Genomic DNA, 23,814 nt, shown 5'->3' on the forward strand with positions numbered 1-23,814 from the left:
CATGGCACATTTCGAACTGATTGAAAAAATGGCTCCCAACGCGGTCATCAAGGTGGTGGGTGTCGGCGGCGGCGGTGGCAATGCCGTCGCGCACATGGTCAACACCAACGTCGATGGCGTGGAATTCATCACCGCCAACACCGACTCGCAGGCGATCAAGAACTGCGGCGCCAAGCTGCAGCTGCAGCTCGGCACCAACGTCACCAAGGGCCTGGGCGCAGGCGCGAATCCGGAAGTCGGCCGTCAGGCCGCGCTGGAAGATCGCGAGCGCATCATGGACGCGCTGCAGGGTGCGGACATGGTCTTCATCACCGCCGGCATGGGCGGCGGCACCGGCACCGGCGCCGCGCCGGTGGTGGCGCAGCTGGCCAAGGAAATGGGCATCCTGACCGTGGCCGTGGTCACCAAGCCATTCCCGTTCGAAGGCCGTCGTCGCATGCAGGTGGCGCTGAAGGGCATCGAGGAACTGAGCCAGCATTGCGACTCGCTGATCACCATCCCCAATGAAAAGCTGATCACCGTGCTGGGCCGTAACGCCACCATGATCCAGGCGTTCCGCGCTGCCAACGACGTGCTGCAGGGCGCCGTGCAGGGCATCGCCGACCTGATCGTGCGCCCCGGCCTGATCAACGTCGACTTCGCCGACGTGCGCACCGTGATGTCGGAAATGGGTCTGGCCATGATGGGCACCGGTTCGGCCCGCGGCGACGATCGCGCGCAGGCCGCTGCCGAAGCCGCCATCCAGAACCCGCTGCTGGACGATGTGAACTTGGCCGGTGCCAATGGCATCCTGGTCAACATCACCGCCGGCCCGGACTTCACCATGTCCGAGTTCGACGAGATCGGCCGCACCATCGAGGCCTTCGCGTCGGAAGACGCCACCGTGGTCGTCGGTACCGTGCTCGACCCGGACATGCAGGACGAAGTGCGCGTGACGGTGGTGGCCACCGGCCTGAACCGTGCGGTTGCCCGTCAGACCCAGCGTCCAGACCAGCGCGCACCGATCAAGTTGGTGCGCAATGCCACCACCGGCCAGCCGGAATTCGGCGATTTCGACACCACCAGCGGCGATGCGGTGTCCAAGGCCGTCGGCGGCAGCATGGGGCTGGGCCTGCGCCGTCCGAGCAGCGACTCGGTCGGCAGCGGCAGCCACAACAGCGGTGGCTCCTCGACGCCGGCGGCAGACCTGCCCAACGATTACCTGGATATCCCGGCGTTCCTGCGCCGCCAGGCCGACTGAGGAGCGTCGGCTGCGTCGCCACGGTGACGTAGCCCGTCCTACCCCGAAGCCCGCTTCGGGTTGCACCACCATGTCATGTCATTTCTGCCGGATCGGTGCCGATCCGGCAGCTTTTGCCATCGCGTGACTGACTGATTACGGTTGCCGTCACGCGCGACTTGTTAAAATTCGGATAATCTCAGCGGAATAGACAGCCGGTTCAGCGTCTGTCTGCATTGTTCATCCAGACTTCGCATATGACCCAGCAACGCACTCTCAAGAACACCATTCGCGCCACCGGCGTCGGCCTGCACAGCGGCGACAAGGTGTACATGACGTTACGGCCGGCTCCGGTCGATCATGGCGTGGTGTTCCGACGGGTGGACCTGGAACCGGTCGTCGAAGTCCCCGCAGATGCCGAACTGGTCACCGAGACCACGCTGTGCACCGGGCTGACCTGCAACGGCGCCAAGATCCAGACCGTCGAACATCTGATGTCCGCGTTGGCGGGCCTGGGTGTGGACAACGTCATCGTCGAACTGTCCTCGGCCGAGTTGCCGATCATGGATGGCTCGTCCGGCCCGTTCGTATTCCTGCTGCAGTCGGCAGGCATCGTCGAACAGAGCAAGCCCAAGCGCTTCATCCGGATCACGCAGACGGTGGAAGTGCGCGACGGCGACAAGGTGGCGCGCTTTGAGCCGTACGAAGGCTACAAGCTCGGCTTCACCATCGAATTCAATCACCCGATGATTCCGGCCAAGCAGTCGCGCCAGGAAATCGAGTTTTCCACCTCGGCGTACGTCAAGGAAATCTCGCGCGCGCGCACCTTCGGGTTCATGCGCGACCTCGAGTACATGCGCGAGCGCAATCTGGGCCTGGGCGGCTCGATGGACAATGCCATCGTGCTGGACGAGTTCCGCGTGCTCAACGAGGACGGCCTGCGTTACACCAACGAATTCGTGCGGCACAAGATTCTGGACGCCATCGGCGACCTGTATCTGGCTGGCGGCGCCATCCTCGGCGCCTACGAAGGCTTCAAATCCGGCCACGCCCTCAACAACAAACTGGTGCGTGCGCTGTTGGCCGACCAGGCCGCCTGGGAATGGGTCAGCTTCCCGGAAGGCACCGAGCAGCCGCCGGTAACCTACGCCAGCCCTGTCTACGCTTGATGTCAGGGAATGCCCTGGTCGACGTTCGAAGTGTGAACCAGGTCGTATTTCGGGCCCGTTCTTAACATTTATTTAAGGCTTCTCTAACTCCTGCGGGCCACATGCCCGCTAGGATGCGTCGGGTCATGTGCGGTCTTCGCAACTCTTTCACGCACTGGCGGCCGCTCCGGATGGGCGGCACGGCTTCACCGTTTGGTCGGTAACACGTCCTGCAGAGAAGCCAGCGCGTCGCGCAAGCCTTTGTGCGTCGCCTCGGATACAGGTTTGGGACGGTCGCGGTTCTGCTGCGTTGGGGAATGCAGCGGCACGGTTGCGGTCTTGACGGTCACCGCGGTGGCCTTCAGTCCGACGGATCGGGCGGCATCCAGGATTTGGGTTTCGGCAAGCCGCACCTTGGCATGCCAGACCGGCGAATCCACCAGAAAAACGAGCTGTTCGCCTCGGACATTGGCCAACCGGCAACGGGTGGACAGATGAGGTGGTAACAGGGGGCGCAACTGCCGGTCCAGCGCATCGAGCCACAAGGCGCGGCGCAAGGGGTCGCCAGCCTTTTCCCCCAGCGCGGCCTCGATGGCCGGTTGTGGAGTGGAAGGGTTGCGTGCGTTGGACTTGGGCTTGGACATGACACTCATATGGCGTTGAACAAAGTTGTAATCAAATCTCGGCAGACCCGGGCGCAGCGTGTGGCCCGACAGTTCCAGGACTTTGCAGCGGATCGACCGATGGTGGTGCTTGGCGCGGTATTGGGCCTGGGCATGTTGATCGGCGTCGGTGCAAGCACCGCCACAGGCATGGTGACCAATTCGGCGCTGCAGGCCAAGGTTGCGCAGCAGCAGGCCGAGCTGGCCCAGGCGCAGCGCGCCTCGCAGGCGCAGGTCAATGCGCTGGCCGCCCGTCTGGGCGAGCTGCAGGCGCAGGCCACCCGCCTCAATGCGTTGGGCGAGCGCCTGACCGAAATGGGCAAGTTGAAGGACGGCGAGTTCGACTTCGATGAGCCGGTCGGCGTTGGTGGCGGCGATGAGCCGGTCAGCGACATGCCGGTGCAAGACTTCAAGGAGACGTTGGGGCAAGTGGAGCAGCAGTTCTCCGCCTCCGGCCAGCAATTGAACGTGCTGGCCTCGCTGATGTTCGATCATCAGCTGGAGCAGAATTCGGTGCCCTCGCGGATGCCGATCCGCAACACCTACATCACCTCCGGTTTCGGCGGCCGCGCCGACCCGTTCGACGGCGGTTCGGCCTTCCACAAGGGCGTGGACTTCCATGCCAACGTGGGCGACCCGGTGCTGTCGGTCGCCGATGGCGTGGTCAGCTATGCCGGTGTACGCGGCGGTTACGGCAACGTGGTCGAAGTGGATCACGGCAACGGTTATGTGACCCGCTACGCGCACAACTCGCGCCTGGTAGTGAAGGTGGGCGATCTGGTGCGCGCCGGCCAGCAGGTCGCGCGTGCCGGTTCCAGCGGCCGCTCCACCGGTGCACACGTGCATTTCGAGGTGTGGGCGGACGGGCGCGTGGTCAATCCGCGCAAATTCCTGGGTGAAACCACGCCAGTGGGACGTCAGGGGCGCGGTTGACGAGGGCGCGGGCCGCGCTTGATTCGTGAAGGCCCGCCCCAAGCTACAATAGGGTGTTGCCATCGACAGGGCGCAGTGCGCCCTGTTTCGTTTACGGCGGTCGGGTCTGTGGGGACCGGCGTCGGTCAAACCGTTCCTTTTCAACCGGTTTCTTCAATGATCAACAGTCTGCTTACCCGTGTCTTTGGCAGTCGTAACGAACGCCAGCTGCGCCAGCTCAACCGCCTCGTCACCCAGATCAATGCGCTGGAGCCGACGATCGAGAAGCTCTCCGACGCCGAGCTGCAAGCCAAGACCCCGGAGTTCAAGCAGCGGCTTGCCGCCGGCGAGTCCCTGGACAAGATTCTTCCCGAAGCCTTCGCGGTATGCCGCGAGGCCAGCCGACGCGTGCTGGGCATGCGCCATTACGATGTGCAGCTGATCGGCGGCATGGTGTTGCACCTTGGCAAGATCGCCGAGATGCGCACCGGCGAAGGCAAGACCCTGGTGGCCACGTTGCCGGTGTACCTCAACGCGCTGCAGGGCGAGGGCGTGCACGTGGTGACGGTCAACGACTACCTGGCGCGCCGCGACGCTGCGCAGATGGGCAAGCTGTACAACTGGCTGGGCCTGAGCGTGGGCGTGGTGTATCCGGGCATGCCGCACAGCGACAAGCGCGAGGCCTACGGCGCGGACATCACCTACGGCACCAATAACGAATTCGGCTTCGATTACCTGCGCGACAACATGGCGCTGTCGCGCGCCGACCGTTACCAGCGCAATCTGCATTACGCGATCGTCGACGAGGTCGACTCGATCCTGATCGACGAAGCACGCACCCCGCTGATCATCTCCGGCCCGGCCGACGAATCGCCGGAGCTGTACATCCGCGTCAATCGCATCGTGCCGCAGCTGACCCGGCAGGAAAGCGAAGAAGGCGAAGGCGATTTCTGGATCGACGAAAAGGGCAAGCAGGTGCATCTGTCCGAGGCGGGCATGGGCCACGCCGAAGAGTTGCTGTTGCAGGCCGGCATCCTGGAAAACGCCGAAGACGGGCTGTATGCCGCGCAGAACCTGAGCGTGGTGCATCACCTCAATGCGGCGCTGCGCGCGCATGCCATCTATCAGCGCGATGTGGATTACATCGTGCGCGATGGCGAAGTGGTGATCGTGGACGAATTCACCGGCCGCACGCTGTCCGGGCGTCGCTGGTCGGACGGCCTGCATCAGGCGGTCGAAGCGAAGGAAGGCGTGCCGGTTCAGCGCGAGAACCAGACCCTGGCCAGCATCACCTTCCAGAACCTGTTCCGCATGTACAAGAAGCTGTCCGGCATGACCGGTACGGCCGATACCGAAGCCTACGAATTCCAGAGCATCTACGGCCTGGAAGTTGTGGTGATTCCGACCAACCGCCCGACCGTGCGCAAGGATCATCCGGACCAGGTGTTCCTCAACCGCAAGGGCAAGTTCAATGCGGTGCTGGCCGACATCGAAGACTGCGCCAAGCGCGGCCAGCCGGTGCTGGTGGGAACCACCTCGATCGAGACCTCGGAGATGCTGTCCGAGCATCTGCGCAAGGCCGGGGTGAAGCACGAAGTGCTCAACGCCAAGCAGCACGAACGCGAAGCTACCATCGTGGCCAACGCCGGCCAGCCGGGCGCGGTGACCATCGCCACCAATATGGCCGGTCGCGGTACCGATATCGTGCTGGGCGGTTCGTTGGAATCGGAATATCACGCTCTCGGCGAAGACGCCACCGAAGACGCGCGCTTCAAGATCAAGACCGACTGGCAGCGTCGTCATGACGCGGTCAAGGCGGCCGGCGGCCTGCACATCATCGGTACCGAACGCCACGAATCGCGGCGTATCGACAACCAGCTGCGCGGCCGTGCCGGTCGTCAGGGCGACCCGGGTTCGTCGCGCTTCTACCTGTCGCTGGAAGACAATCTGATGCGCATCTTTGCTTCGGACTGGGTCCAGAAGGCGATGCGCATGATGGGCATGAAGGAAGACGACGTCATTGAAGATCGCCTGGTCAGCCGGCAGATCGAAAAGGCGCAGCGCAAGGTGGAAGCGCATAACTTCGACATTCGCAAGAACCTGCTGGATTTCGACGACGTCAACAACGATCAGCGCAAGGTGATCTACGCCCAGCGCGATGAATTGCTGGATGCCGAGTCAGTCAAGGACAATGTCGACGGTATTCGCGGCGACGTGATCTACGACCTGGTCGCACGCTTCGTACCGCCCAATTCGGTCGACGAACAGTGGGACCTGAAGGGCCTGGAAGCCACGCTGGAGTCGGAGCTGGGCATGAGCTTGTCGCTGACGGACATGGTGCGCGCGCAGGAAGAAATCGATGCCGAGCAGATCGCTGCCAAGGTGCAGACAGCGGTGGATGCGCACTTCGCCGAAAAGGAGGCCGCCATCGGCGCGGACACCATGCGCGCGCTCGAAAAGCACGTGATGCTGACCGTACTCGACCAGGGCTGGAAGGAACACCTGGCCAAGATGGATTACCTGCGCCAGGGCATCTATCTGCGCGGCTATGCCCAGAAGCAGCCCAAGCAGGAATACAAGAAGGAAGCCTTCGAGTTGTTCTCCGAGATGCTGGAGAACGTCAAGCGCGAGGTGATCAATTTGCTGGCGCGCGTGCGTATTCGCAGCGAAGAAGAGGTGGCCGAACTGGAAGAGCAGGAACGTCTCCAGGCGCAGGCGCGCTTGATGGCCTCGCAATTCCAGCACCAGGATGTAGGTGGCTACGGCGCCGACGAGGAAGTGGAGCAGATGCAGGGCGGCAACGCGCCTGTGCCGGTGTCGCAGGTCACTCGCGATGAACCCAAGGTGGGTCGCAACGACCCATGCCCGTGCGGCAGCGGCAAGAAGTACAAGCATTGCCACGGTCAACTCAGCTGAGCTGAGTTGACCGTGGGGCCGCCCGCAAGGCGGGCGGCCCACCCAGCGTCCGCGCAGCGGACGCTGGGTGCACGGGTCCTCGCTTCCGATCCCCCGCGCCTTCGGCGCGCCCCCCTTACCAAGGGGGGCTTTGCATTCGGAAATACGGCGATAGTTTTTTGCTAGCTGCGAAGTTGGGGGGGGGTAAGTGCGGTGCTTGTTTGCCGTTGAGGCGGAGATTAGGAATTTGGGATTTGGCATTGGCGATACCGGTGCAACCCCTGCGTCAGCAAATCCCGAATCCCGCATCCCGGCCTGATTGCGCTGCACCGCTCACTCGCGGCACTCTTGCAGCCATGCCTGATTCTCTTCGATCCATTCACGTCGTTGCCGGCGTGGTCACCGACCCCCGCGGGCGCATCCTGCTGACCCGCCGCACCGAAACCCGCGACATGCCTGGCCTGTGGGAATTTCCGGGCGGCAAGCGCGAGCCTGGCGAGACCTCCGAACAAGCGCTGGTGCGCGAGCTCAACGAAGAGCTCGGCATCGAGGCGCAGGTGGGCGATTGGGTGATGGATGTGCCACAGCTCTATCCGGACAAGCGGCTGCGCCTGGAGGTGCGTCATATCACGAGCTGGAAAGGCAGCCCGCGCGGCCGCGAAGGACAGGCCATGACCTGGGTGGCGGCAGACAAGCTGGCGCGTTATTCGATGCCGCCGGCCGACGTGCCGGTGGTGGGTGCGCTACGGCAGCCCGACCGTTACCTGATCACGCCCGACCCGGAGGACGACGCGCGCTGGCTGGAGAGCCTGGAGCTTGCATTGCAGAACGGGATCACGCGGATCCAGCTGCGTGCGCGGCAGCTGGCGCCTGCGCGTTGGCAGGCGCTGTTGCAGCAGGTGATGCGCCTGCGTGGCCGCGCGCGTGCGCAACTGTTGCTCAATCGCGATATCGCACTGGCTGCGGACCTTGGTATCGGCGTGCATCTGGGATCGGAGCAGCTGGCCGGTTTGCAGGAACGCCCGCTGCCCGCAGAGCAACTCGTGGCCGCGTCGTGCCATGGCCTGGACGACTTGCGCCACGCCCAACGGATCGGCTGCGACTTCGCGGTGCTGGGCCCGGTGCAGGCGACCGCTTCGCATCCGGGCGCCACACCCATCGGCTGGGACGGTTTCGAGACCTTGCGCGAACAGGTCTCGCTGCCGATCTACGCGCTCGGCGGCATGCAGGTCGAAGATGTGCGTCAGGCGCGCTCGCATGGCGCGCAGGGCATCGCGGCGATCCGCGCGCTCTGGCCGCAATGAGCGCACCGCAGCGTCTGACGGCCGAACCGCCCGCACAATGCCCGCGATACCTGCCGCGGCGTACAGCGATCCAGCGGTGATCCCACGCAGCCCCGATGCCACGCATACGCCGCTAGAACGTCACCCAGAAGCAGTTGTATTGCCGGCGTAGCCGCAGCACGCTGCGCGCCGGCGTGCCACTGGCGAGGTTCTGTTCCAGCCGCAGTCCCCAGGGGCGCGGGCGGCTGGGCGGAGTAGGGAGCGGCGCATCGATGGCGCTGCCATCCAGCGACGGTGTGGGCGTGGTGGTGTCGGCGTCCCAGGTCGGGGTGTCGCTTTGCGGATACATCGGCACGATGTCCAGCAACGGGCGCTGCACGATGGCTTCCAGGCGGCTGAGCACCTGATTGGCGGCGGCATCGGATTGCCCGCTCCACAGATACAGGCTGGACAGGCGGTTGACGTCGCGGCTGTCGACCGCCAGTTGCAGCAACGACACCAGTTCGCTCAGCCGCCGCGGGCAACCGTAGCGATACAGGCCGGTATTGCCCTGCGGGCGGATGGCAGGCGGTGCGCGGCTGGCCGCGCCGACGTCTTCGCAGCGCCGGTCGGTGAACAGGGTTTGCCCGTCCGGCGCGACGCAGCGATGGATTTCCTGCGCCTGCACGCGCGCGGCGGTACAGGCGCAGAGCAAGAACAACAGGGGCAGAAGGCGATGCATCGGCGCAGCGTAGCCGGGCGCGTGTGAGCTGGCGACATACATGCGCGCGGGTGTGCGAGAGCGAGGACTGGAATGCGAAGCAGGTGCTCAGCGTCCGAGCAGCTGCAACACCTGCGTGGTCGGCTTGGCCAGATTGAGGGTGTAGAAGTGCAGTGCCGGCGCGCCGCCTGCGATCAGGCGCTCGCACAAGGCCGCCACGACCTCTGCGCCGAAGGCGCGCACCGCGTCGGCGTCGTCGCCGTAGGACTGCATCTTCTTGCCGATCCAGCGTGGAATCTCTGCGCCGCACTGCTCGGAAAACCGCCGCAGCTGCGAGAAATTGGAGATCGGCATGATGCCGGGAATGATCGGTATCTCCACGCCCATCCGCTGCACTGCGTCGCGGAAATGAAAGTAGGCATCGGCGTTGTAGAAATACTGGGTGATGGCCGCATCGGCGCCGGCATCGACCTTGGCCTTGAAATAGCGCAGGTCGCTGAGCGCGTCGGCCGCCTGCGGATGGGTTTCCGGATAGGCGCCGACCTCGATCCGGAATGCGTCGCCGTGTTCGGCGCGGATGAAGGCGATCAGGTCCGAGGCGTAACGCAGGTCGCCCGGATGGCCCATGCCCGAGGGCAGGTCGCCACGTAGCGCGACGATGCGGGTGCAGCCGATGGCGCGATACAGCTTGAGCAGCTCGCGGATCTCCTGCCGGCTGCCGCCGACGCAGGACAGATGCGGCGCCGCTTCGAAGCCATGCTTCTGCTTGAGGTGGCGCACCGTTTCGGAGGTGTAGCTGAGCGTGGAGCCGCCGGCGCCGAAGGTGCACGACACGTACTCCGGCGCGTAGCCCTTCAACCTGGCTGCAGTGCGGTCCAGTTGCGCGCGCTGATCATCGGTCTTGGGCGGATAGAACTCGAAACTGAGATGCGTCATCGCGGCGGTTCCGGCGGATCGTCTGGAGATAATATCGCTTCATCGCGATGAATGCATATCGTGCTGCGACGGTTCCGACGCGCCTTGTCGCGTGGCGGCGAGGGCGGCAGCACGCGGAAAGGCAGGTTGGCATAGCCGGCGCGGCCGGCGTCATCGCGGACTTCCACAAACAAACGGTAGTTGCCCGGCGGTGGCGCGATCAAACGCACCTCCTCGCCCGAACCGCGTGCGCCGCTGCGGTCGCCGGCCACGCGGTTCGGCGCAATGGCGGCATCGACCAGCGGTGGCAGCGTCTCGGGATCGCCACCGATGCTGCGCGCGGTGCTTTCGGTGCGCACATGCCAGTCGTAGCGCAGTACGGATGCGCCGCTGGCACGAATGCGTGCGGTCACGGTCTGGCCCGGGCGAAGGCGCACGCTGTCGGTGGCGCGTTGGCCAGCCAGCGTGAGTGCCGACACCGCCGGCGCACGGCTGGCCGGCCACTGGCCGGTCCACAGCAGTTGCAATGTGTCCACGCTGGGCGTGGCCTCGCCCGAAGGCAGGAACAAGCCATACCAGGTGGGCGTGCGCTCCTGCTTGTCGCCCCACAGGAACACGAACGAGCCCAGCCCCTGTCGGGTATCGCTGGCGATGTAGCTGCGGTAGCGCTGTTCCAGCAATAGCGCCTTGCGCGTGCTGTCGTCTTCGATCGGTGCGCCCCAGCGAGTGGTCGGCGATTCCCAATGCCCGGTGGGGCCCCACTCGGTGACCACGTAAGGGCCGCGCCACCCGCTCTCGTGCAGCTTCTGCGGCAGCGCTGCGATATCGCCGTAAAGCTGCACGGCGATCAGGTCCAGTGCCGGCGCGCGCGTCTTGAGTTGGTCGATCAGCTGCTTGTCGAAACCGGCCAGCGTGGTGGTGACCGGATGATCCGGGTCGATGGCATGGATCGCCTCGGCGATCTCGCCGACCGCGTTCCAGACCTTGGGATTGGTGTAATCCAGATTGAGTTCGTTACCGACCACCCACATCAGCACCGCCGGATGCGCCGCCGATTGCCGTACCTGCGCGAGGACGCGCTGCAGTTGCTGTTTTACGGCCGCTGCATCGTCGTAATCGAAGCCATGTCGCTGGTTGCCGAGCTCGATGCCGACCGCCACTTTCAGGCCGTTGCGTTGTGCGCGATCGAGCAGGGCGCGCTGGCGTTGCGGGTCTGGATCCACGCGCCAGGTGCGCAATGCGTTGCCGCCGCGCGCGGCCAGCGTTTCCATGCTGCCATTGCCCAGGCCGGCACCCTTGATCACGAAGGGCGCGCCATCCACCAACAAGCGGTAGCCGTCTGCTTCCTGCGCAATGCGCACCTGCGCCGCGCTTACCTGCGTGCTCGCGGACAGTGCAAGCACGCAGAGGGCGATGACGCGCGCGTTCCATGGCAGTTGCATGGCGACTCCTGGTGGTTAACAAGACACCAGCATAGGCTTGGACACCGAAGTGCGGGCGGCCGCGCAGCATCTGCCTGGTTGGGGTTGCTTGCGGGCAATCGCATCCGGTTCTGGGGGTTTCTGTGCTGCCATCGCGCGCTTGCGTGCTTGAACCTGCGGCGCATTCGGCGAGCGCAAGCATTTCGCTTCATTTAGTCGCAATGCGACATGCAACAAGAGGCGGTGGGTTTGGCGCCGGCTCGGGGGCGCGTTGGCGCACAGCGTCGACGACCGTGTGCCTGCATTGGCCGAGCAATCCAGGGTGGATGGCGCCACGCTGCTGAGCGATGTTGCCGCATGGCGGTTACCCCGTCTCAGGCCCGTCGTCGAGCCCGGCCAACCACTGCGTGCGATGTGGTGTTGGCGGCTGTCGATTCGACGAAGACAGGGTGGACGGCATCTGCATTGCGAACGCATGGCCTGACTGCAGCCGCCCGATTGTGCGCGTTGATCCTTGCGATGCTGTCGAGGATGACCGCTTGTCCAGTGCGCACGGTCTCTGAACACGACGGAGCACCACGACGTTGTCGACGACCCACCATCGCTGGCTTGCTGCTGCTGCGGCAATGCCTGCTGGCAACCGTGGGGTGCATCTGCGCCAGGCGTTGACGTCTGCACGCCTACACTGGGCGCACTTTCCATGGAGCGCTTTCATGAGCGATACCACGATGACCGCCATCGCCATCCGCGACGGCAAGGGCGACGCCGACGCGCTGTACGCCACCGAGCAACCGCGCCCGCGTCCTGCGCCGGGGCAGGTGCTGATCCGCGTGCATGCTGCCGGCATCAATCGCCCCGATCTGCTGCAACGCGCCGGGCACTATCCGCCGCCGCCTGGCGCGCCGGAAACACTGGGGCTGGAAATCGCCGGCGAAATCGTCGAGCCGGCCGGTCGCTGGAAGGTCGGCGACCGCGTGTGCGCACTGCTGGGTGGCGGCGGTTACGCGCAATACGCCGCCGTCGATGCGCGTCACGTCCTGCCGATCCCCGCCGGCATGGATCTGGTGCACGCGGCGGCGTTGCCGGAAACCATCTTCACTGCCTACGCCAATCTGTTCGAACACGGTCGGCTCGCGGCGGGCCAATGGCTGCTGTTGCATGGTGCGACCTCGGGCATCGGCGTCACGGCGATCCAGATGGCCAAGGCGGCGGGCGCGCACGTGCTGGCCACCGCGCGCTCGGCCGTCAAGGCGGCACAGGCACGCGAGTTGGGCGCCGATGTGGCGATCGATTCCACCACTGCGTCGTTTGTCGAGGTGGCCAAGGCGCATGGCGGTGTGGACGTTGCGCTCGACATGGTGGGCGCTGCGGTATTCGCCGACACCCTGGAAGCGCTCAACCCGCACGGACGCATCGTCTACATCGCCTCGCAGGCCGGCGCCACCATCGAGGTGCCGATCCCGGTGCTGATGCGCAAGCAGGCGGTCATCACCGGCTCGACGCTACGCCCACGCAGTGCAGACGAAAAAGCCCGGCTGGCCGCGGAAGTGGAACGCGTGGTGTGGCCCTGGATCGAGCAGGGCAAGCTGCGCGTGCTGCTCGACAAGCGCTTCCCGCTGCGCGAAGCGGCTGCGGCACATCGTTACCTGGAGCAGGGCAGTCACCTGGGCAAGGTGGTGCTGGAGATGTAGAACGAGCCACTCGCCGCATCACCAAGATCGGCGCCAGCGGCTGCAGGGGCCGCGCGCCCGGCGATCGACAAGTGCCGGGCGCACCACCGCCCAACCGCATAGCTACCTCGGCACGAGGTTCGCCTGTCAGTTCGCGGCCGCATCGTTTTACGCACACAGAGTTCGCACTGTCGCGTCTGAAATCACTGCCGCCTCGTGAGAATCCGCAGCCCGTTAACTCACGATCAATGGCGGCAAACGAATGGTGACGCGCTCTTTCTCTCACGCCGTCCTGGCTTGCGCCGTTGCGCTGGGTATGATCGGTATCGCGCCGGCAGCCGAACAGGCACCTGCGCAACTGGCCGTCGGTGGCGCGCTGGCGCCGCAACGCATCCTGCAGGTGGGATTGGTGCTCAAGCCACAGGTGGCCATGCGCCAGCAACATGCGGCGGTGGAGCAGTGGTTGATGCGCGATGGCGGCGATCCGCTGTTGCGCGGTCAACTGGCCCGCGCATCGGCTGCTTCCACCAGCCAGATCGCACAGGTCAAGGCCTATCTGAGCCGGTATGGCATCACCGATGTGCGCCCGGCCACCGATGGACGCTTGCTGCAAGTCCGTGCGACAGCGGCGGCATTGCAGGCCGCCCTTGGCACCCCGCTGCGTGTAGTGAGTGCCGATGGCCGCGTCGGCATTGCCGCCGCGCAGGGCGCGGTCGCAGTGCCGGCAGGCTTGCAGGCAGTGGTGCAAGGCGTGGTTGGCCTGGACGGTACCGCCGGCGCAAAGGTCGCGCCGCACGGGGCGCCGCTGAGCGCCGCGCGCACATCGTTATCGAACAGTAGCGCCGTGGTGGCCGCCAATAGCGGCGGCGCGGAAGTCGTGCGCCACAGCATCGAAGAGCTCAATAGCGCCTACGGCGCCGATACGCTGGCGCCGGCCAGCGATATCGTCGGCGCGGTCATTGCCGCCGGCAATCTGGAACAGACCCTCGTGCGTCTGCAGAGCTTCCAGGCCCTGCACGGCCTGCACACCCCGGTCACGGTGGTGACGGTGGGCGAACCCGGTGCACCGGGCTATCAGTCCAACGCTGCCAGCAAGGATTCCGAAGTCGAGTGGGACATGGATACCCAGTTGCTGGTCGGCAGCGCCGGCGGGTTGAAGCGCCTGATCATCTACAACATCCCGGATTTTTCCTGGAACAGCATGATCGATGGCATGGCGCGCGCGGCCGACGACAACCTGGCCCGCGTGGTCAGCATGTCGATCTATGGGCAGGAAATCCAGGTCGACGACGCGGTCTTCCAGGCCATGGACGCCAGCCTGACCAAGGCGGTGCGCCAGGGGCAGAACTTCGTGATCTGCAGCGGCGACGATGGCGTCTACCTGCCGCTGAGCGCACGCGCCAACGCGCCTTATTACGACACGCTGGCGGGGCGCCCGGACCTGCGCCAGGTCGGTTGGCCGGCCTCGCACCGCTACGCGATCGCGGTGGGCGCCACCGAGTTGCTGACCCAGGGCGGTAACCCCGGCAGCTACGCCTCCGAGCGCGTCTGGAATGCCGGTGTCGGCCGCCAACTCAGCCAGGGCGGCGTGAGCAAGATTGCCTATGCGCCGCAGTGGCAGCGCACCCTGCTGCCGGGGCAGACGGCCTCCGGCTACCGCGCTGTACCCGATGTCAGCTTCAATGGCTCGTTCTACAGCAGTGCGCAGATCCGCGGCACCGATGCGCAGGGTAACGAGGCTGCCTGGTATGTGTGGGGGACCAGTGCCGCCACCCCGACCTTCGCCGGCTATATCGCCCGGCTGTTGCAGTCGCATCCCAATCTGGGCTTCGTCGCGCCGCAGATCTATCAGTACGCGAGCCAGCGCCACGATGCGCAGCGCGCCCATGACGTCGTGGTCGGCAGTAATGGCCTGTATCGCGATGGATACAACGCGAGCTACGGTTGGGACTTCGCGTCGGGCTGGGGCAGCATGAACATCGGCGACTTCGACCGTTTCCTGACGCAGGCATCGCCATGACCTTCATTGCGCGGTGAGCGTGCCGCGCGTGCGGGCCTCCAACCACCGCCATGCCGGTCTTGGGTCACGATGCTGACGCTGAGCGTGGCGGCTTGCGGGCGACCACCGCTTCGATGTGGTGCCCGTCGGGGTCGATGACGAACGCGGCGTACTAATCGTCGCCATCGTCCGGTCGCAAGCCTGGTTCGCCATTGCAACAGCCGCCGTTCTGTAGCGTAGCGCGATGGAAGGCGTCCACCGCTGACGCATCGGTGGCTGCAAATGCCAGGTGACAGCCGGCCCCCGGAGCGCAGCGTGCGGCCTGACGTTGCTGTAGAGCGTGTTATGTCCGTTGAGATGAGATGCGTTGGCCGTCAGCGGTGCGGAGCGGGTGCTGCGTGGCGCCGGCGTGGCTGGCGCCAAGGCAAGCCGCGTGGCGCGTGCTCCGTGCCGCTGACGGCCAACCCTCCGGGAAGTGCCCTGTGGCGCGCCGAGACCGCGTTGCGCGCCTTGCCCAGGCGGCCAGCATGGGCAAGGCGCACGCCTTGTCTCGACGCGCCACAGGACGCTTCGCACTCACCTCAACGGACATGACACGCTCTAACGCCAGGCAGCCTTCGCCGCCGGGCCTGCCGTAGCCGACCGCCTGGTCGCGCGTGCCCGGCTCCAGATCCGACCATACCCGCACATCGCCAAGCGCGCCCAGCGCCGCGTCGTAAAAGGTGGCGGAGGCGTCGATCGCACGAACGCCCAGCGAAACGTGATGCAACATCGGTGCAGCCTGCAAGGGCGACGGCACATCGGCGTGTCGTGGCGATGCTGGTCTGCATGCGTGCTTGCGTCAATCGTGGGCCGCACAGCGGGCCCATGGTGTGCAAGTGAGCCGTCCCCGTGCACGGTGGCCAGCGCGCAGGTATAGCAAAACAAGCAGGAGCGATGTCTCGCAGTGGACTGCACCCTGACCGTACACTGCGCCGTCGCGAGCACCGCCGGCATCGCACCGCCATAGCGGTGACCATGCAGTGTGCGTGAGCAGGCGTTCGTACCCGTTACCACTATCAGCACGCAGGTTTCGATGAAGCATCCAGACGCATTGCGTATTGCCCTTGTCGGGATCGGCAAGATCGCCCGCGACCAGCACGTGCCGACCATCGCGGCACGCGACGATGTGCAGCTGGTGGCCACCGTGAGCCGGCATGGCACGGTCGACGGCGTGCCCGCCTATCACACCCTGGAAGACGCCTTTGCCGCGCAGCCGCAGATCGAGGCAGTGGCCCTGTGCACGCCGCCGGTCGGACGGCACGCATTGGCGCAGGCCGCGTTGGCAGCTGGCCGCCACGTGTTTCTGGAAAAGCCGCCGGCCGCCACGCTCGCCGAAATTCATGACCTGCAAGACGTGGCGCAGCGTGCACAACGCACCCTGTTCACCAGCTGGCATTCGCGCTGCGCCGCCGGTGTCGAGCCTGCCCGTGCATGGCTGGCCGACAAGCAACTCGTGCGTGCGCATATCACCTGGAAGGAAGACATTCGCCATTGGCATCCGGGCCAGGACTGGATTCTGGAACCCGGCGGCATGGGTGTGTTCGACCCCGGCATCAATGCGCTCTCCATCGCGACCCATCTGCTGCCGCGCAGCTTGGCGCTGCGCGATGCCGAACTGCACACTCCGGAGAACCGTCAGGCGCCGCTGTATGCCAGGCTCGCGTTCGTCGACACCGCAGGACTCCCGGTAACGGCCGAATTCGATTTCCTGCAGACCGGGCACCAGCGCTGGGATATCGAAGTGGAAACCACCGCGGGCATGCTGATGCTCAGCGAAGGCGGAGCCAAGTTGCGCATCGAGGGGCAACTGCAGGCGCTGCCAGCGTCCAGCGAATACGACGGCTTGTACGGGCGCTTCGTGCAGCTGGTGCGCGCGGGCCAATCGGAAGTGGATATTGCCCCGTTCGTGCACGTGGCAGATGCGTTCATGCTCGGCGCACGCCAGGTCACCGCACCGTTCGCCTGGTAGGTCGGTCAATCCGCTTGGCCAACGGTGAACGCCGCTGGTCAATGCCAGCAGTCCTGCGGCCGTACGCTATCTGCAGAAGTTGGGTTCGGCGCGCACCAGTCGTGCGCCGCTGCCAGCGTCGTTCGCCCACCGCAGTGCGCGGTGCCGCACGAAACGCGCCGGCTGCAACGCGTGGAGCGGTCCATCGATGCGAGTGCGCATGTGCGCTGCACCCAACGGCATCCTGGTGCAGTCGATCGGCGCAAGCCCGTAGAAACAACCAAGCCCCGACGCCGGTTCGCGTCGGGGCCTGGCCTTGATCGTGGTGCAGCGTCGTCGTGCGAAGTCGCAAGGCACGCCGCAGTCGCCGTTTCAAGCGGAGAGTACACTGCAACGTAGTGTCATCGCCATATTGTGGTGGCCGCTCAGCGGCGCCACATGCGCGCCCCGCGCGCCGGCAGCGTAAAGGTGTAGGAACTACTGGAAATGCGCACTACGTTGCCCGAGCCCAAGGCATCCACGTAATCGGCATTCCAGTACAACACGCTGTTGTTCATTCCCACCGTGGTGGTGACCGGGTTGCCGCACTTGTTGATGCCCACGATGCCCAGGCTGCCGCGACGGAACAGGATGTGGCAGGAGCTGGACGACAAGACCTGCATGTCGGTGCCCTGCACGCCATTATGGAAGCCGATCATGCGGCGCAGATCGTCGCGTAGATAAGCGTTGACCCAGCGATTGTCGCCGCTTTCGTTGTTGTCGGTATAAAGCATCGGCATGCCGCCGTTGCGACCGATCAGGTACGCGTAGGCCAGCGTTTCATCCACCGGGTCGAGAATCGCATAGCGGAATCCGGCGTTGTTGGGAATGTCGTGGGTCACTGCAAAGGTCACGGCGCGATTGCCCGGCAATGCCTGTCCGGACGCGGCGGGATCCACCAGCTGCTGCATGCTGGCGCCAATGGCGAACGCGTTGCGCACCGCATTGAACAGCGGAAAGTCGTAGGCCGCATGCGGCGTGGATTGCAGGTACGGCGCCAGGAACTGGTCGTAATCGCCATTGCCCGTACCGCCGCCGGTGATCACTTCGCCGAAGACATACACACCCGATCGGATGCCGGCATCGAAGACGCGATTGAGATGGTCGAACGTCATGTGCTTGGCCGCATCCACCCGGAAGCCGGTCACGCCCATGCTCTTGAGCGCCTGCAGATAGGCGCGCTGCTGCTGTACCACCCAGTCGTTGCCCAGCAAATCCGGCAGGCCTGGATCGCTGCCGCCGCCGCAGATACGGTAATTGCGCACCTGGTAAGCGTCGTTGTAGTTGCTGATGCACTGCGCCGGGCCGAAATCGCTGGCGCTGAGGAAGTTTGACTGCAGCGTGCCGAACAAGCGCAGCGAATCGTAACGGCCGGGGTTTGCCGCGTACTGCGACAGGACCGCGCCGCCTGGGTAATTGAGGTCCGAGCGTGTGGCCGCTTCGTTGGCCATGTGGTTGAACACGATGTCGGCATAGGTTTCCACGCCGTTGCTGGCCAGCGCCTGGACCATCTTCTTGAATGCAGCGGTGTCGCCGAGCGGATTGTCGATCAGGCGGATGTCCTGGGGTTGATAGCGCGCCCACCAGGCACTTCCTTCGGAGCGGTACGCGGGGGCGACCAATACCTTGCGATAGCCGGCATCGGCAATCTGCTTGGCGCGCGCTTCCACGGTGGCATACGGCCAGTTGAAGGCGTGCAGGATGACATCGGCCTGCGCGTTGGCGGTGGTCACCAGCAGGACCAATGCAGTCAGCAAGAGACGGACACCGCATTGTATCAGTGAGGGTGGAGCATGAGCAGGCGTGTTGCGCATCGGATCGATCTCCAGTGGTAAGCGCAGGCCGACGCGCAGTGCGCGATGCCCGCATCAGGGCTTCCGGCCCCTGTTCCGGAAAGCGCGCGCACGGCGTGCAGCGCGCAGTGATGCTAAGCGCGCATCGCGTCGCAGCATGGGTGTTGTGCATACGTATTCACTGCAGATGGCCGGCAAACTGGGCGCGGGGTTCGGCGCCAACGGCGCGATTGGTCGCAAAAATCAGTGAGCCAGGCGGCCGTTGCAATCTCGCCTGCACCTGCCTTGTCAAATCGAGGCTTGGCGATAGGCAAAGCTCATCGTTAGCATGCGGCGCATGCAACGTGGCCGGCGCATCTGGCCAGAACGTCTCTGTTGACATAGATCAGCTGCTTCGCGTTGTTTACTGCCGGCACCGTGCACGTCACCTTTGCATGCCGCGCTGCCCTCGTGCGGCAAAGCCAAGGTGCCGATGCGCGGCTTGCACGCTGCATCCGCATCGCGCCGAGCAGCAATAGCTCGCCGCAGCGGCGATATGCCCGAACGCGCGGATGGCTGCGTCTGGCAGCGGCACGGCCGCAATCCGGACCACCGGCATTGCCAACGGCCCGGCCCGGCTACGACGATGGGGTGGCGCTGGCCGCGTTAAACTAGGCGCCAGTCCACTGCCCAGCCTCCCGATGCGCAATCCATTGCAAGAACAGCTGCTCAAGGCCGGCCTGGTGAAAAAAGCCCAGGTGGACAAGGTTGCGCGCGAACAGGTCAAACAGCGCCATGCCAAGGGCGCGGCGGTGCAGCCGGCGGCGTCGGACAAGGTCGATGCGGCGCGCCTGCAGGCCGAGCGTGCCGAGCGCGATCGTGCGCTGGCCGAAGAGCGCAACGTGCAGGTGCGCCGGCAGGAAGTGCTCGCGCAGGTGCGGCAGATCGTGGAGACCAACAAGGTCAAGCGCGAAGGCGAGATCGACTACCGCTTCAACGACGGCAGCGTGATCCGTAGCGTGCTGGTGAACACGGTGCTGCGCAGCCAGTTGGCCAGCGGCGCGCTGGTGATCGTGCGGTACGGTGATGGTTTTGAGCTGATTCCGCGCGCGGCCGCCGACAAGGTTTACAGCCGCGATGCCGATGCCGTGGTGCTGGACCACGGACGCAACAGCGCGCCGGCCGCGCCCGATAGCGATGACGACTACTACAGCCAGTTCAAGGTGCCGGACGATTTGATCTGGTAGCGCTGGCGAACCCCCGCATTGGGTGGTTGCCAGACGGATCCAGCTCCACCGCGTGCGCCACACCGCTGCGTGATGCGTACCTGCATGGTGTCGGTGGGTGTTTGGTGACTGCCCGAAACCAGGCTGAGTAGGTGCGCGCGCCAGTCCGATCGCCGCGCGGTCGGCTGATGGTGATTCAACGTAGTCGTGCGGACGCCTGCGCGCTACCCTGGCGCTCTTTGTCGCCGCACAGTCTGCTCATGTCGATCGTCTTGACCCCGTTCGCCCGCACCCGCCTGTTTCCGCGCGATGGGCGTCGCAATGCCATCCAGGACTGCACGCCGGAGCAGTTCATCCAGCGGCTCAACGACGCTGCGCCGCTACGCGTGATCGAGGGCTATGCGCCGTTTTGCCAATTGCATGTGCACCGCAACTGGACTTCGACCCGCTGCCTCACTATTCCCATCACCGATGACAACCGGCACCTGCTGCGTTCCGGCTACGAGGCGCGCAGCACGCAGGAATTGGCCGTGCTGGTGCGTTGGTTCGAAGGTGTCGAGCCAACGGTGGCCGCCTATCTGCTGCCCATCCTCTACAGCCGCGAGCAGTTGGCCAAGGAAGGCACGCCCATCGAGGCTGACTGGGGTGTGGTCGGTTGTCTCTACACCGCAGAGCCGGACGAAATTCCGATGGCACCGATCACCATGTTGCGCAATGCCTTGGGTGTGGAAGAGGGTGGCTCGGGCACGCTGCTGGACCGCGATGCGTATCGGCGTAGCGTGGCGTTCTGGGAGCGCAATGCCAATTGGCGTGGGTGAGCGTGTCGCTCTGGTCCGCGTTCTCGTCCGCCAATTGAATTGCGCGTGGTGCGTGTAGTTGCCACATCCATCCCGACTGCCAGTACCGGGACGTACGCCATGGGTGCGTGCTAGGTTGCCGCCCTGCGTGTAATGGATCGGAGAATCGCCATGTCGTTACAAGTGCTTGGTGCTGGCCTAGGCAGAACCGGAACGCTGTCGCTGAAGTTCGCGCTGGAACATTTGGGATTTGGACCCTGTTATCACGCCACGGAGGTCGCCGCGAACATGCGTACGGCACTGCCGCTGTGGAATGCCGCCGAGCGCGGTGCTGCAGACTGGTCGGCCATCTTCGCCGGCTACCGTTCGAGCACCGACCATCCTGGTTGCTATTACTGGCGGCAATTGATTGAGGTCTATCCGCAGGCCAAGGTCGTCCTGACGGTGCGCGATCCGGACAGCTGGTTCGAATCGGTAACCCAGACCATCCTGATGCCAGGCAGAAAGAGCACCTTCGTCGGCCCCGAAGGCGAAACATTCAGTACGTTTTTGAAACAGCAGATGGGTGGGCGCAGTCAGGACCGCGCCTTCATGGTGGACTACTTCAACCGCTGGAATCAGGCAGTGATCGACGCGGTGCCATCCGATCGGCTGCTGGTGTTCTCGTCTCGGCAAGGCTGGGCGCCATTGTGCGGCTTCCTCAGCGTGCCGGTGCCGCACAAGCCTTACCCACACTTGCATGCACGGCCGCGGCTGCGCTGGTTTACGCGCGGCTTGCGTCTGCCGGATGACGTTGCCGCACGCGAGCGGCATGTACGCGAATATCTGCAGTACCTGCGCGAAGATCTGTTCGGATAAACGCACATTGTGTGTCTTGTTCTGCGACACATGCCTGGTAATTTGATTTTAAAAATAAAATACCAACCATAATGTTGATTGGCCATATGACTATTGCCAGCCTGAATAAGGCGAATGTCAGAGTTCGCCATTTCTGAAACTTCCAGAAGAGGTGCGCGTGATGAAAAATGCCAAAACCATGCTGTCACTCGTGTTTTCGAAGATTCTAAAGATGTTTGGTCCGCGCAAGGTGGCGTATATCTATACGCAGTAACTGCAATGCCAGGGCGGGCTTGGTCGGATGGCCCGCATGCACGCGCATCGTCGGCGACGGCGACGGCGATGCGCGTTGCCGCAGGTCAACGGTGGCCTGCAAGTGCAGTGTGCGGATGTGCAGCGGCGCGTTACGCGGTATTGCCGGGCCTTCGAGCCGGGCGCGGATGTGGATCATGCGGCTGCGAGGTGTTGGCGCGTGCACAGCCGATGAGTCCGATGCGATGACAACCGACAGGACGCCGATGTGGGCATGCCCTCCAAGCAGCGCGAATATTCCAATCGCTTTTTCGACTCGACAGTCTGGAACGACTTCGCCTTTCGTGACGACGATGTCGTCATCGCCAGCTATGCCAAGGCAGGGACGACCTGGGTGCAGCAGATCGTCGCGCAACTGATCTTCGGCGGCGCCGAGGAGATCGAGGTCTCGCGGCTGTCGCCCTGGTTCGACTCGGTGTATCCGGACAAGGCCACCAAGCAGCGCCTGCTCGCCGAGCAGCGCCATCGCCGCTTCGTGAAAACGCATCTGCCCGCCGATGCGCTGGTGCTGTCCGAACGTGCCCGCTATCTCTACGTTGGCCGCGATGCGCGCGACATCGTCTGGAGCCTGTACGACCACCAGCGGGCAGTTAGCGCGGATGCGCAGGCGCGTCTGGATGCGGAGCCGTCCAGCAACGGTAAATTGAGGGTGATGCCGCCGCCCACGTGCTCGGTCGAGGACTATTTCCAGACCTGGATGCGTGCGGACGGTGCGCCGCTGTGGCCGTTCTGGGAGGGCATGCGTTCCTGGTGGGCGCTGCGCGATTACGACAACGTGCTGCTGGTGCATTACGCCGCGTTGCTGCACGACCTGCCTGCACAAGTGCGGCGCATTGCCGCATTCCTGGATATCCCGCTGGATGCCCCGTGCTGCGAGCGCGTGCTGGCGCACTGCAGTCTGGACTACATGCGCGCGCATGCGGCGCGCTACGTTCCACAGGGCGCCGGTTTCTGGCGCAACGGCGGTGGAGCCTTCTTCAATCAGGGTCTCAATGGGCGGTGGCGCGACCGACTGGCGCCGGCAGTCGATACGGCCTATCGGCAGCATGTTGTCGCCGAGCTTGGCGCCGAGTGCGCGCGTTGGCTGGCCACGGGCGATGTTGCGTCGTCGGCGCACGCGACGACCGGGATGGTTGCTTAGGGGTGGCTAGCGAGTCTTTCGCGGAGAACGGTATGGGTGGATCGTCGGCGCACGCCTACGATCAGGTGTCGCAGTACTACGATCGCCTGAGGGACCACTGGGCCGTTGCCAGTGCAGCGCAGTGTGCGCAGGCATTGGCGGCGATGGTCGGCAGCGGCACGGCGCTGGAGTTGGGGGTCGGCACCGGCCGCATTGCGCTGCCGCTGGCAGCTGGCGGCGCGACAGTCTGCGGCATCGACAACTCGCCTGGCATGTTGGACATGCTGCGTGCAAAGCCCGGTGCGGAGCGACTGACCCTGGTCTGCGCCGATTTCGTCGATGTCCCGGTCGCCGGGCCGTTCGACCTGATCTATTCGGTGTACTCGCTCGGCTATCTGTTGACGCAGGATGAGCAGTTGCGTTGCCTGCGCGCCGTGCGCGAGCGCCTGGCAACCTCCGGCGTGTTCGTCCTGCAGACGATGGTGCCGCAGGCGGAGACGTTGCTGGCGGACGGCAAGGTGAAGTCGTTGGAGGCGCCGGCCCTGGGCGAAGGCGACGTGCCGGTGATGCTGATGTGCTCCAGCGCCGATCCGGCCCGGCAACTGATCCAGCAGCGCATCGTGATGATCGGGGAGTCGGCGACCCGCGTCTTCAACGATCGCTATCGCTACCTCTGGCCTTCCGAGCTGGATCTGATGGCACGGATCGCCGGCTTGCGCTTGCGGGCCAGATGGGGCGACTGGAGGGGGCAGCCCTTTACCGCGCGCAGCCGTAGCCAGATTTCCGTGTATGAGCCCGCCGCGATGGATGCAGACGAGGCGAGCGCACGCGGCTGACGGTGCCATCGGCGAAGATCGGCCAAGGGCGGTTGCAGCAAGTGCCACCGTGTTGGTGGCC

The 23,814-nt window shown here is 64.9% G+C and carries 18 protein-coding genes and 2 pseudogenes; 13 read left to right on the top strand and 7 right to left on the bottom strand.

The annotated features are described in order from the left end of the window. Position 1: 1 nt before the first annotated feature. Positions 2-1,240: a cell division protein FtsZ gene (gene ftsZ / locus AMD14_RS04520; RefSeq protein WP_003485270.1), complete on the top strand. Its 1,239-nt coding sequence runs from the start codon at positions 2-4 to the stop codon at positions 1,238-1,240. 236 nt (positions 1,241-1,476) lie between these two features. Then, entirely contained in the window at positions 1,477-2,388 is a 912-nt protein-coding gene (lpxC, locus tag AMD14_RS04525) for a UDP-3-O-acyl-N-acetylglucosamine deacetylase (protein ID WP_003485269.1), read from the top strand. Positions 2,389-2,573: 185 nt separating this feature from the next. Here lpxC and AMD14_RS04530 read toward each other — a convergent pair whose 3' ends face one another. Beyond that, positions 2,574-3,020 (bottom strand): DciA family protein, encoded by a 447-nt coding sequence (locus tag AMD14_RS04530; protein WP_005910885.1) that lies wholly within the window; start codon positions 3,018-3,020, stop codon positions 2,574-2,576. Between AMD14_RS04530 and AMD14_RS04535 the strand changes: the two genes are divergently transcribed. The 3 genes from AMD14_RS04535 (at position 3,021) to AMD14_RS04545 (ending at position 8,140) form a co-directional block, all read left to right on the top strand. Further along, complete coding sequence (locus AMD14_RS04535; protein ID WP_003485267.1) at positions 3,021-3,962, top strand: M23 family metallopeptidase; 942 nt, start codon at positions 3,021-3,023, stop codon at positions 3,960-3,962. Positions 3,963-4,118: 156 nt separating this feature from the next. Beyond that, complete coding sequence (secA, locus tag AMD14_RS04540) at positions 4,119-6,857, top strand: preprotein translocase subunit SecA (RefSeq protein ID WP_005910880.1); 2,739 nt, start codon at positions 4,119-4,121, stop codon at positions 6,855-6,857. Positions 6,858-7,192: 335 nt separating this feature from the next. After that, on the top strand, positions 7,193-8,140 hold the full coding sequence (locus AMD14_RS04545) for a Nudix family hydrolase (protein ID WP_011050533.1): 948 nt from the start codon (positions 7,193-7,195) through the stop codon (positions 8,138-8,140). A 112-nt stretch (positions 8,141-8,252) separates the two neighbouring features. Here AMD14_RS04545 and AMD14_RS04550 read toward each other — a convergent pair whose 3' ends face one another. The 3 genes and pseudogenes from AMD14_RS04550 to AMD14_RS04560 form a co-directional block, all read right to left on the bottom strand. Next, entirely contained in the window at positions 8,253-8,882 is a 630-nt protein-coding gene (locus AMD14_RS04550; protein ID WP_011050534.1) for a hypothetical protein, read from the bottom strand. A gap of 45 nt (positions 8,883-8,927) precedes the next feature. Further along, complete coding sequence (gene metF / locus AMD14_RS04555) at positions 8,928-9,755, bottom strand: methylenetetrahydrofolate reductase [NAD(P)H] (protein WP_005910875.1); 828 nt, start codon at positions 9,753-9,755, stop codon at positions 8,928-8,930. Positions 9,756-9,794: 39 nt separating this feature from the next. Next, positions 9,795-11,176 (bottom strand): annotated as a pseudogene (locus tag AMD14_RS04560) (glycoside hydrolase family 2 TIM barrel-domain containing protein). Between the two features lie 692 nt (positions 11,177-11,868). On the opposite strand from AMD14_RS04560, the gene AMD14_RS04565 reads away from it, so the two are divergent. Next, complete coding sequence (locus AMD14_RS04565) at positions 11,869-12,846, top strand: NAD(P)H-quinone oxidoreductase (RefSeq protein ID WP_011050537.1); 978 nt, start codon at positions 11,869-11,871, stop codon at positions 12,844-12,846. A gap of 241 nt (positions 12,847-13,087) precedes the next feature. Next, complete coding sequence (locus tag AMD14_RS04570; RefSeq protein WP_011050538.1) at positions 13,088-14,845, top strand: S53 family peptidase; 1,758 nt, start codon at positions 13,088-13,090, stop codon at positions 14,843-14,845. 64 nt (positions 14,846-14,909) lie between these two features. On the opposite strand, the pseudogene AMD14_RS25215 reads toward AMD14_RS04570, so the two are convergent. Both AMD14_RS25215 and AMD14_RS25220 read right to left on the bottom strand, forming a co-directional pair. After that, positions 14,910-15,164, bottom strand: a pseudogene (locus AMD14_RS25215) (VOC family protein); the annotation flags it as partial. Between the two features lie 3 nt (positions 15,165-15,167). Next, entirely contained in the window at positions 15,168-15,596 is a 429-nt protein-coding gene (locus AMD14_RS25220; protein ID WP_015462875.1) for a VOC family protein, read from the bottom strand. A gap of 303 nt (positions 15,597-15,899) precedes the next feature. Here AMD14_RS25220 and AMD14_RS04580 point away from each other — a divergent pair, with 303 nt between their 5' ends. Beyond that, on the top strand, positions 15,900-16,835 hold the full coding sequence (locus tag AMD14_RS04580; protein WP_005910858.1) for a Gfo/Idh/MocA family protein: 936 nt from the start codon (positions 15,900-15,902) through the stop codon (positions 16,833-16,835). Between the two features lie 404 nt (positions 16,836-17,239). Here the strand turns inward: AMD14_RS04580 and AMD14_RS04585 are convergent, their stop codons facing one another. Further along, entirely contained in the window at positions 17,240-18,610 is a 1,371-nt protein-coding gene (locus tag AMD14_RS04585) for an alpha-amylase family protein (RefSeq protein ID WP_015462876.1), read from the bottom strand. A gap of 716 nt (positions 18,611-19,326) precedes the next feature. Here AMD14_RS04585 and AMD14_RS04595 point away from each other — a divergent pair. From AMD14_RS04595 to AMD14_RS04615, 5 genes are all read left to right on the top strand, one after another. Further along, positions 19,327-19,872, top strand: coding sequence for a DUF2058 domain-containing protein (locus AMD14_RS04595; protein WP_011050541.1), 546 nt, complete (start codon positions 19,327-19,329; stop codon positions 19,870-19,872). A gap of 239 nt (positions 19,873-20,111) precedes the next feature. Continuing rightward, on the top strand, positions 20,112-20,669 hold the full coding sequence (locus AMD14_RS04600; protein ID WP_015462877.1) for a DUF3228 family protein: 558 nt from the start codon (positions 20,112-20,114) through the stop codon (positions 20,667-20,669). Between the two features lie 150 nt (positions 20,670-20,819). Beyond that, entirely contained in the window at positions 20,820-21,506 is a 687-nt protein-coding gene (locus AMD14_RS04605; RefSeq protein ID WP_015462878.1) for a sulfotransferase family protein, read from the top strand. A 499-nt stretch (positions 21,507-22,005) separates the two neighbouring features. Further along, positions 22,006-22,938, top strand: a complete 933-nt coding sequence (locus tag AMD14_RS04610; RefSeq protein ID WP_011050544.1) for a sulfotransferase domain-containing protein — start codon at positions 22,006-22,008, stop codon at positions 22,936-22,938. A gap of 32 nt (positions 22,939-22,970) precedes the next feature. Continuing rightward, the gene (locus AMD14_RS04615; protein ID WP_011050545.1) at positions 22,971-23,753 is read left to right on the top strand and encodes a class I SAM-dependent methyltransferase; all 783 of its coding nucleotides are present in this window, start codon (positions 22,971-22,973) and stop codon (positions 23,751-23,753) included. Positions 23,754-23,814: the final 61 nt, after the last annotated feature.

This window comes from Xanthomonas citri pv. citri (assembly GCF_000961215.1).
In the GTDB taxonomy this organism is placed as follows: Bacteria; Pseudomonadota; Gammaproteobacteria; order Xanthomonadales; family Xanthomonadaceae; genus Xanthomonas; species Xanthomonas cissicola.

Bases quoted from the DNA above. Each gene is read 5' to 3' on its own strand.
- AMD14_RS04570 (WP_011050538.1), top strand. From the start codon at position 13,088: ATGGTGACGCGCTCTTTCTCTCACGCCGTCCTGGCTTGCGCCGTTGCG.
- AMD14_RS04565 (WP_011050537.1), top strand. From the start codon at position 11,869: ATGAGCGATACCACGATGACCGCCATCGCCATCCGCGACGGCAAGGGC.
- AMD14_RS04600 (WP_015462877.1), top strand. From the start codon at position 20,112: ATGTCGATCGTCTTGACCCCGTTCGCCCGCACCCGCCTGTTTCCGCGC.
- AMD14_RS04550 (WP_011050534.1), bottom strand. From the start codon at position 8,882: ATGTATGTCGCCAGCTCACACGCGCCCGGCTACGCTGCGCCGATGCAT.
- AMD14_RS04615 (WP_011050545.1), top strand. From the start codon at position 22,971: ATGGGTGGATCGTCGGCGCACGCCTACGATCAGGTGTCGCAGTACTAC.
- AMD14_RS25220 (WP_015462875.1), bottom strand. From the start codon at position 15,596: ATGTTGCATCACGTTTCGCTGGGCGTTCGTGCGATCGACGCCTCCGCC.
- secA (WP_005910880.1), top strand. From the start codon at position 4,119: ATGATCAACAGTCTGCTTACCCGTGTCTTTGGCAGTCGTAACGAACGC.
- AMD14_RS04580 (WP_005910858.1), top strand. From the start codon at position 15,900: ATGAAGCATCCAGACGCATTGCGTATTGCCCTTGTCGGGATCGGCAAG.
- AMD14_RS04605 (WP_015462878.1), top strand. From the start codon at position 20,820: ATGTCGTTACAAGTGCTTGGTGCTGGCCTAGGCAGAACCGGAACGCTG.
- AMD14_RS04545 (WP_011050533.1), top strand. From the start codon at position 7,193: ATGCCTGATTCTCTTCGATCCATTCACGTCGTTGCCGGCGTGGTCACC.
- lpxC (WP_003485269.1), top strand. From the start codon at position 1,477: ATGACCCAGCAACGCACTCTCAAGAACACCATTCGCGCCACCGGCGTC.
- ftsZ (WP_003485270.1), top strand. From the start codon at position 2: ATGGCACATTTCGAACTGATTGAAAAAATGGCTCCCAACGCGGTCATC.
- AMD14_RS04595 (WP_011050541.1), top strand. From the start codon at position 19,327: ATGCGCAATCCATTGCAAGAACAGCTGCTCAAGGCCGGCCTGGTGAAA.
- metF (WP_005910875.1), bottom strand. From the start codon at position 9,755: ATGACGCATCTCAGTTTCGAGTTCTATCCGCCCAAGACCGATGATCAG.
- AMD14_RS04530 (WP_005910885.1), bottom strand. From the start codon at position 3,020: ATGAGTGTCATGTCCAAGCCCAAGTCCAACGCACGCAACCCTTCCACT.
- AMD14_RS04535 (WP_003485267.1), top strand. From the start codon at position 3,021: ATGGCGTTGAACAAAGTTGTAATCAAATCTCGGCAGACCCGGGCGCAG.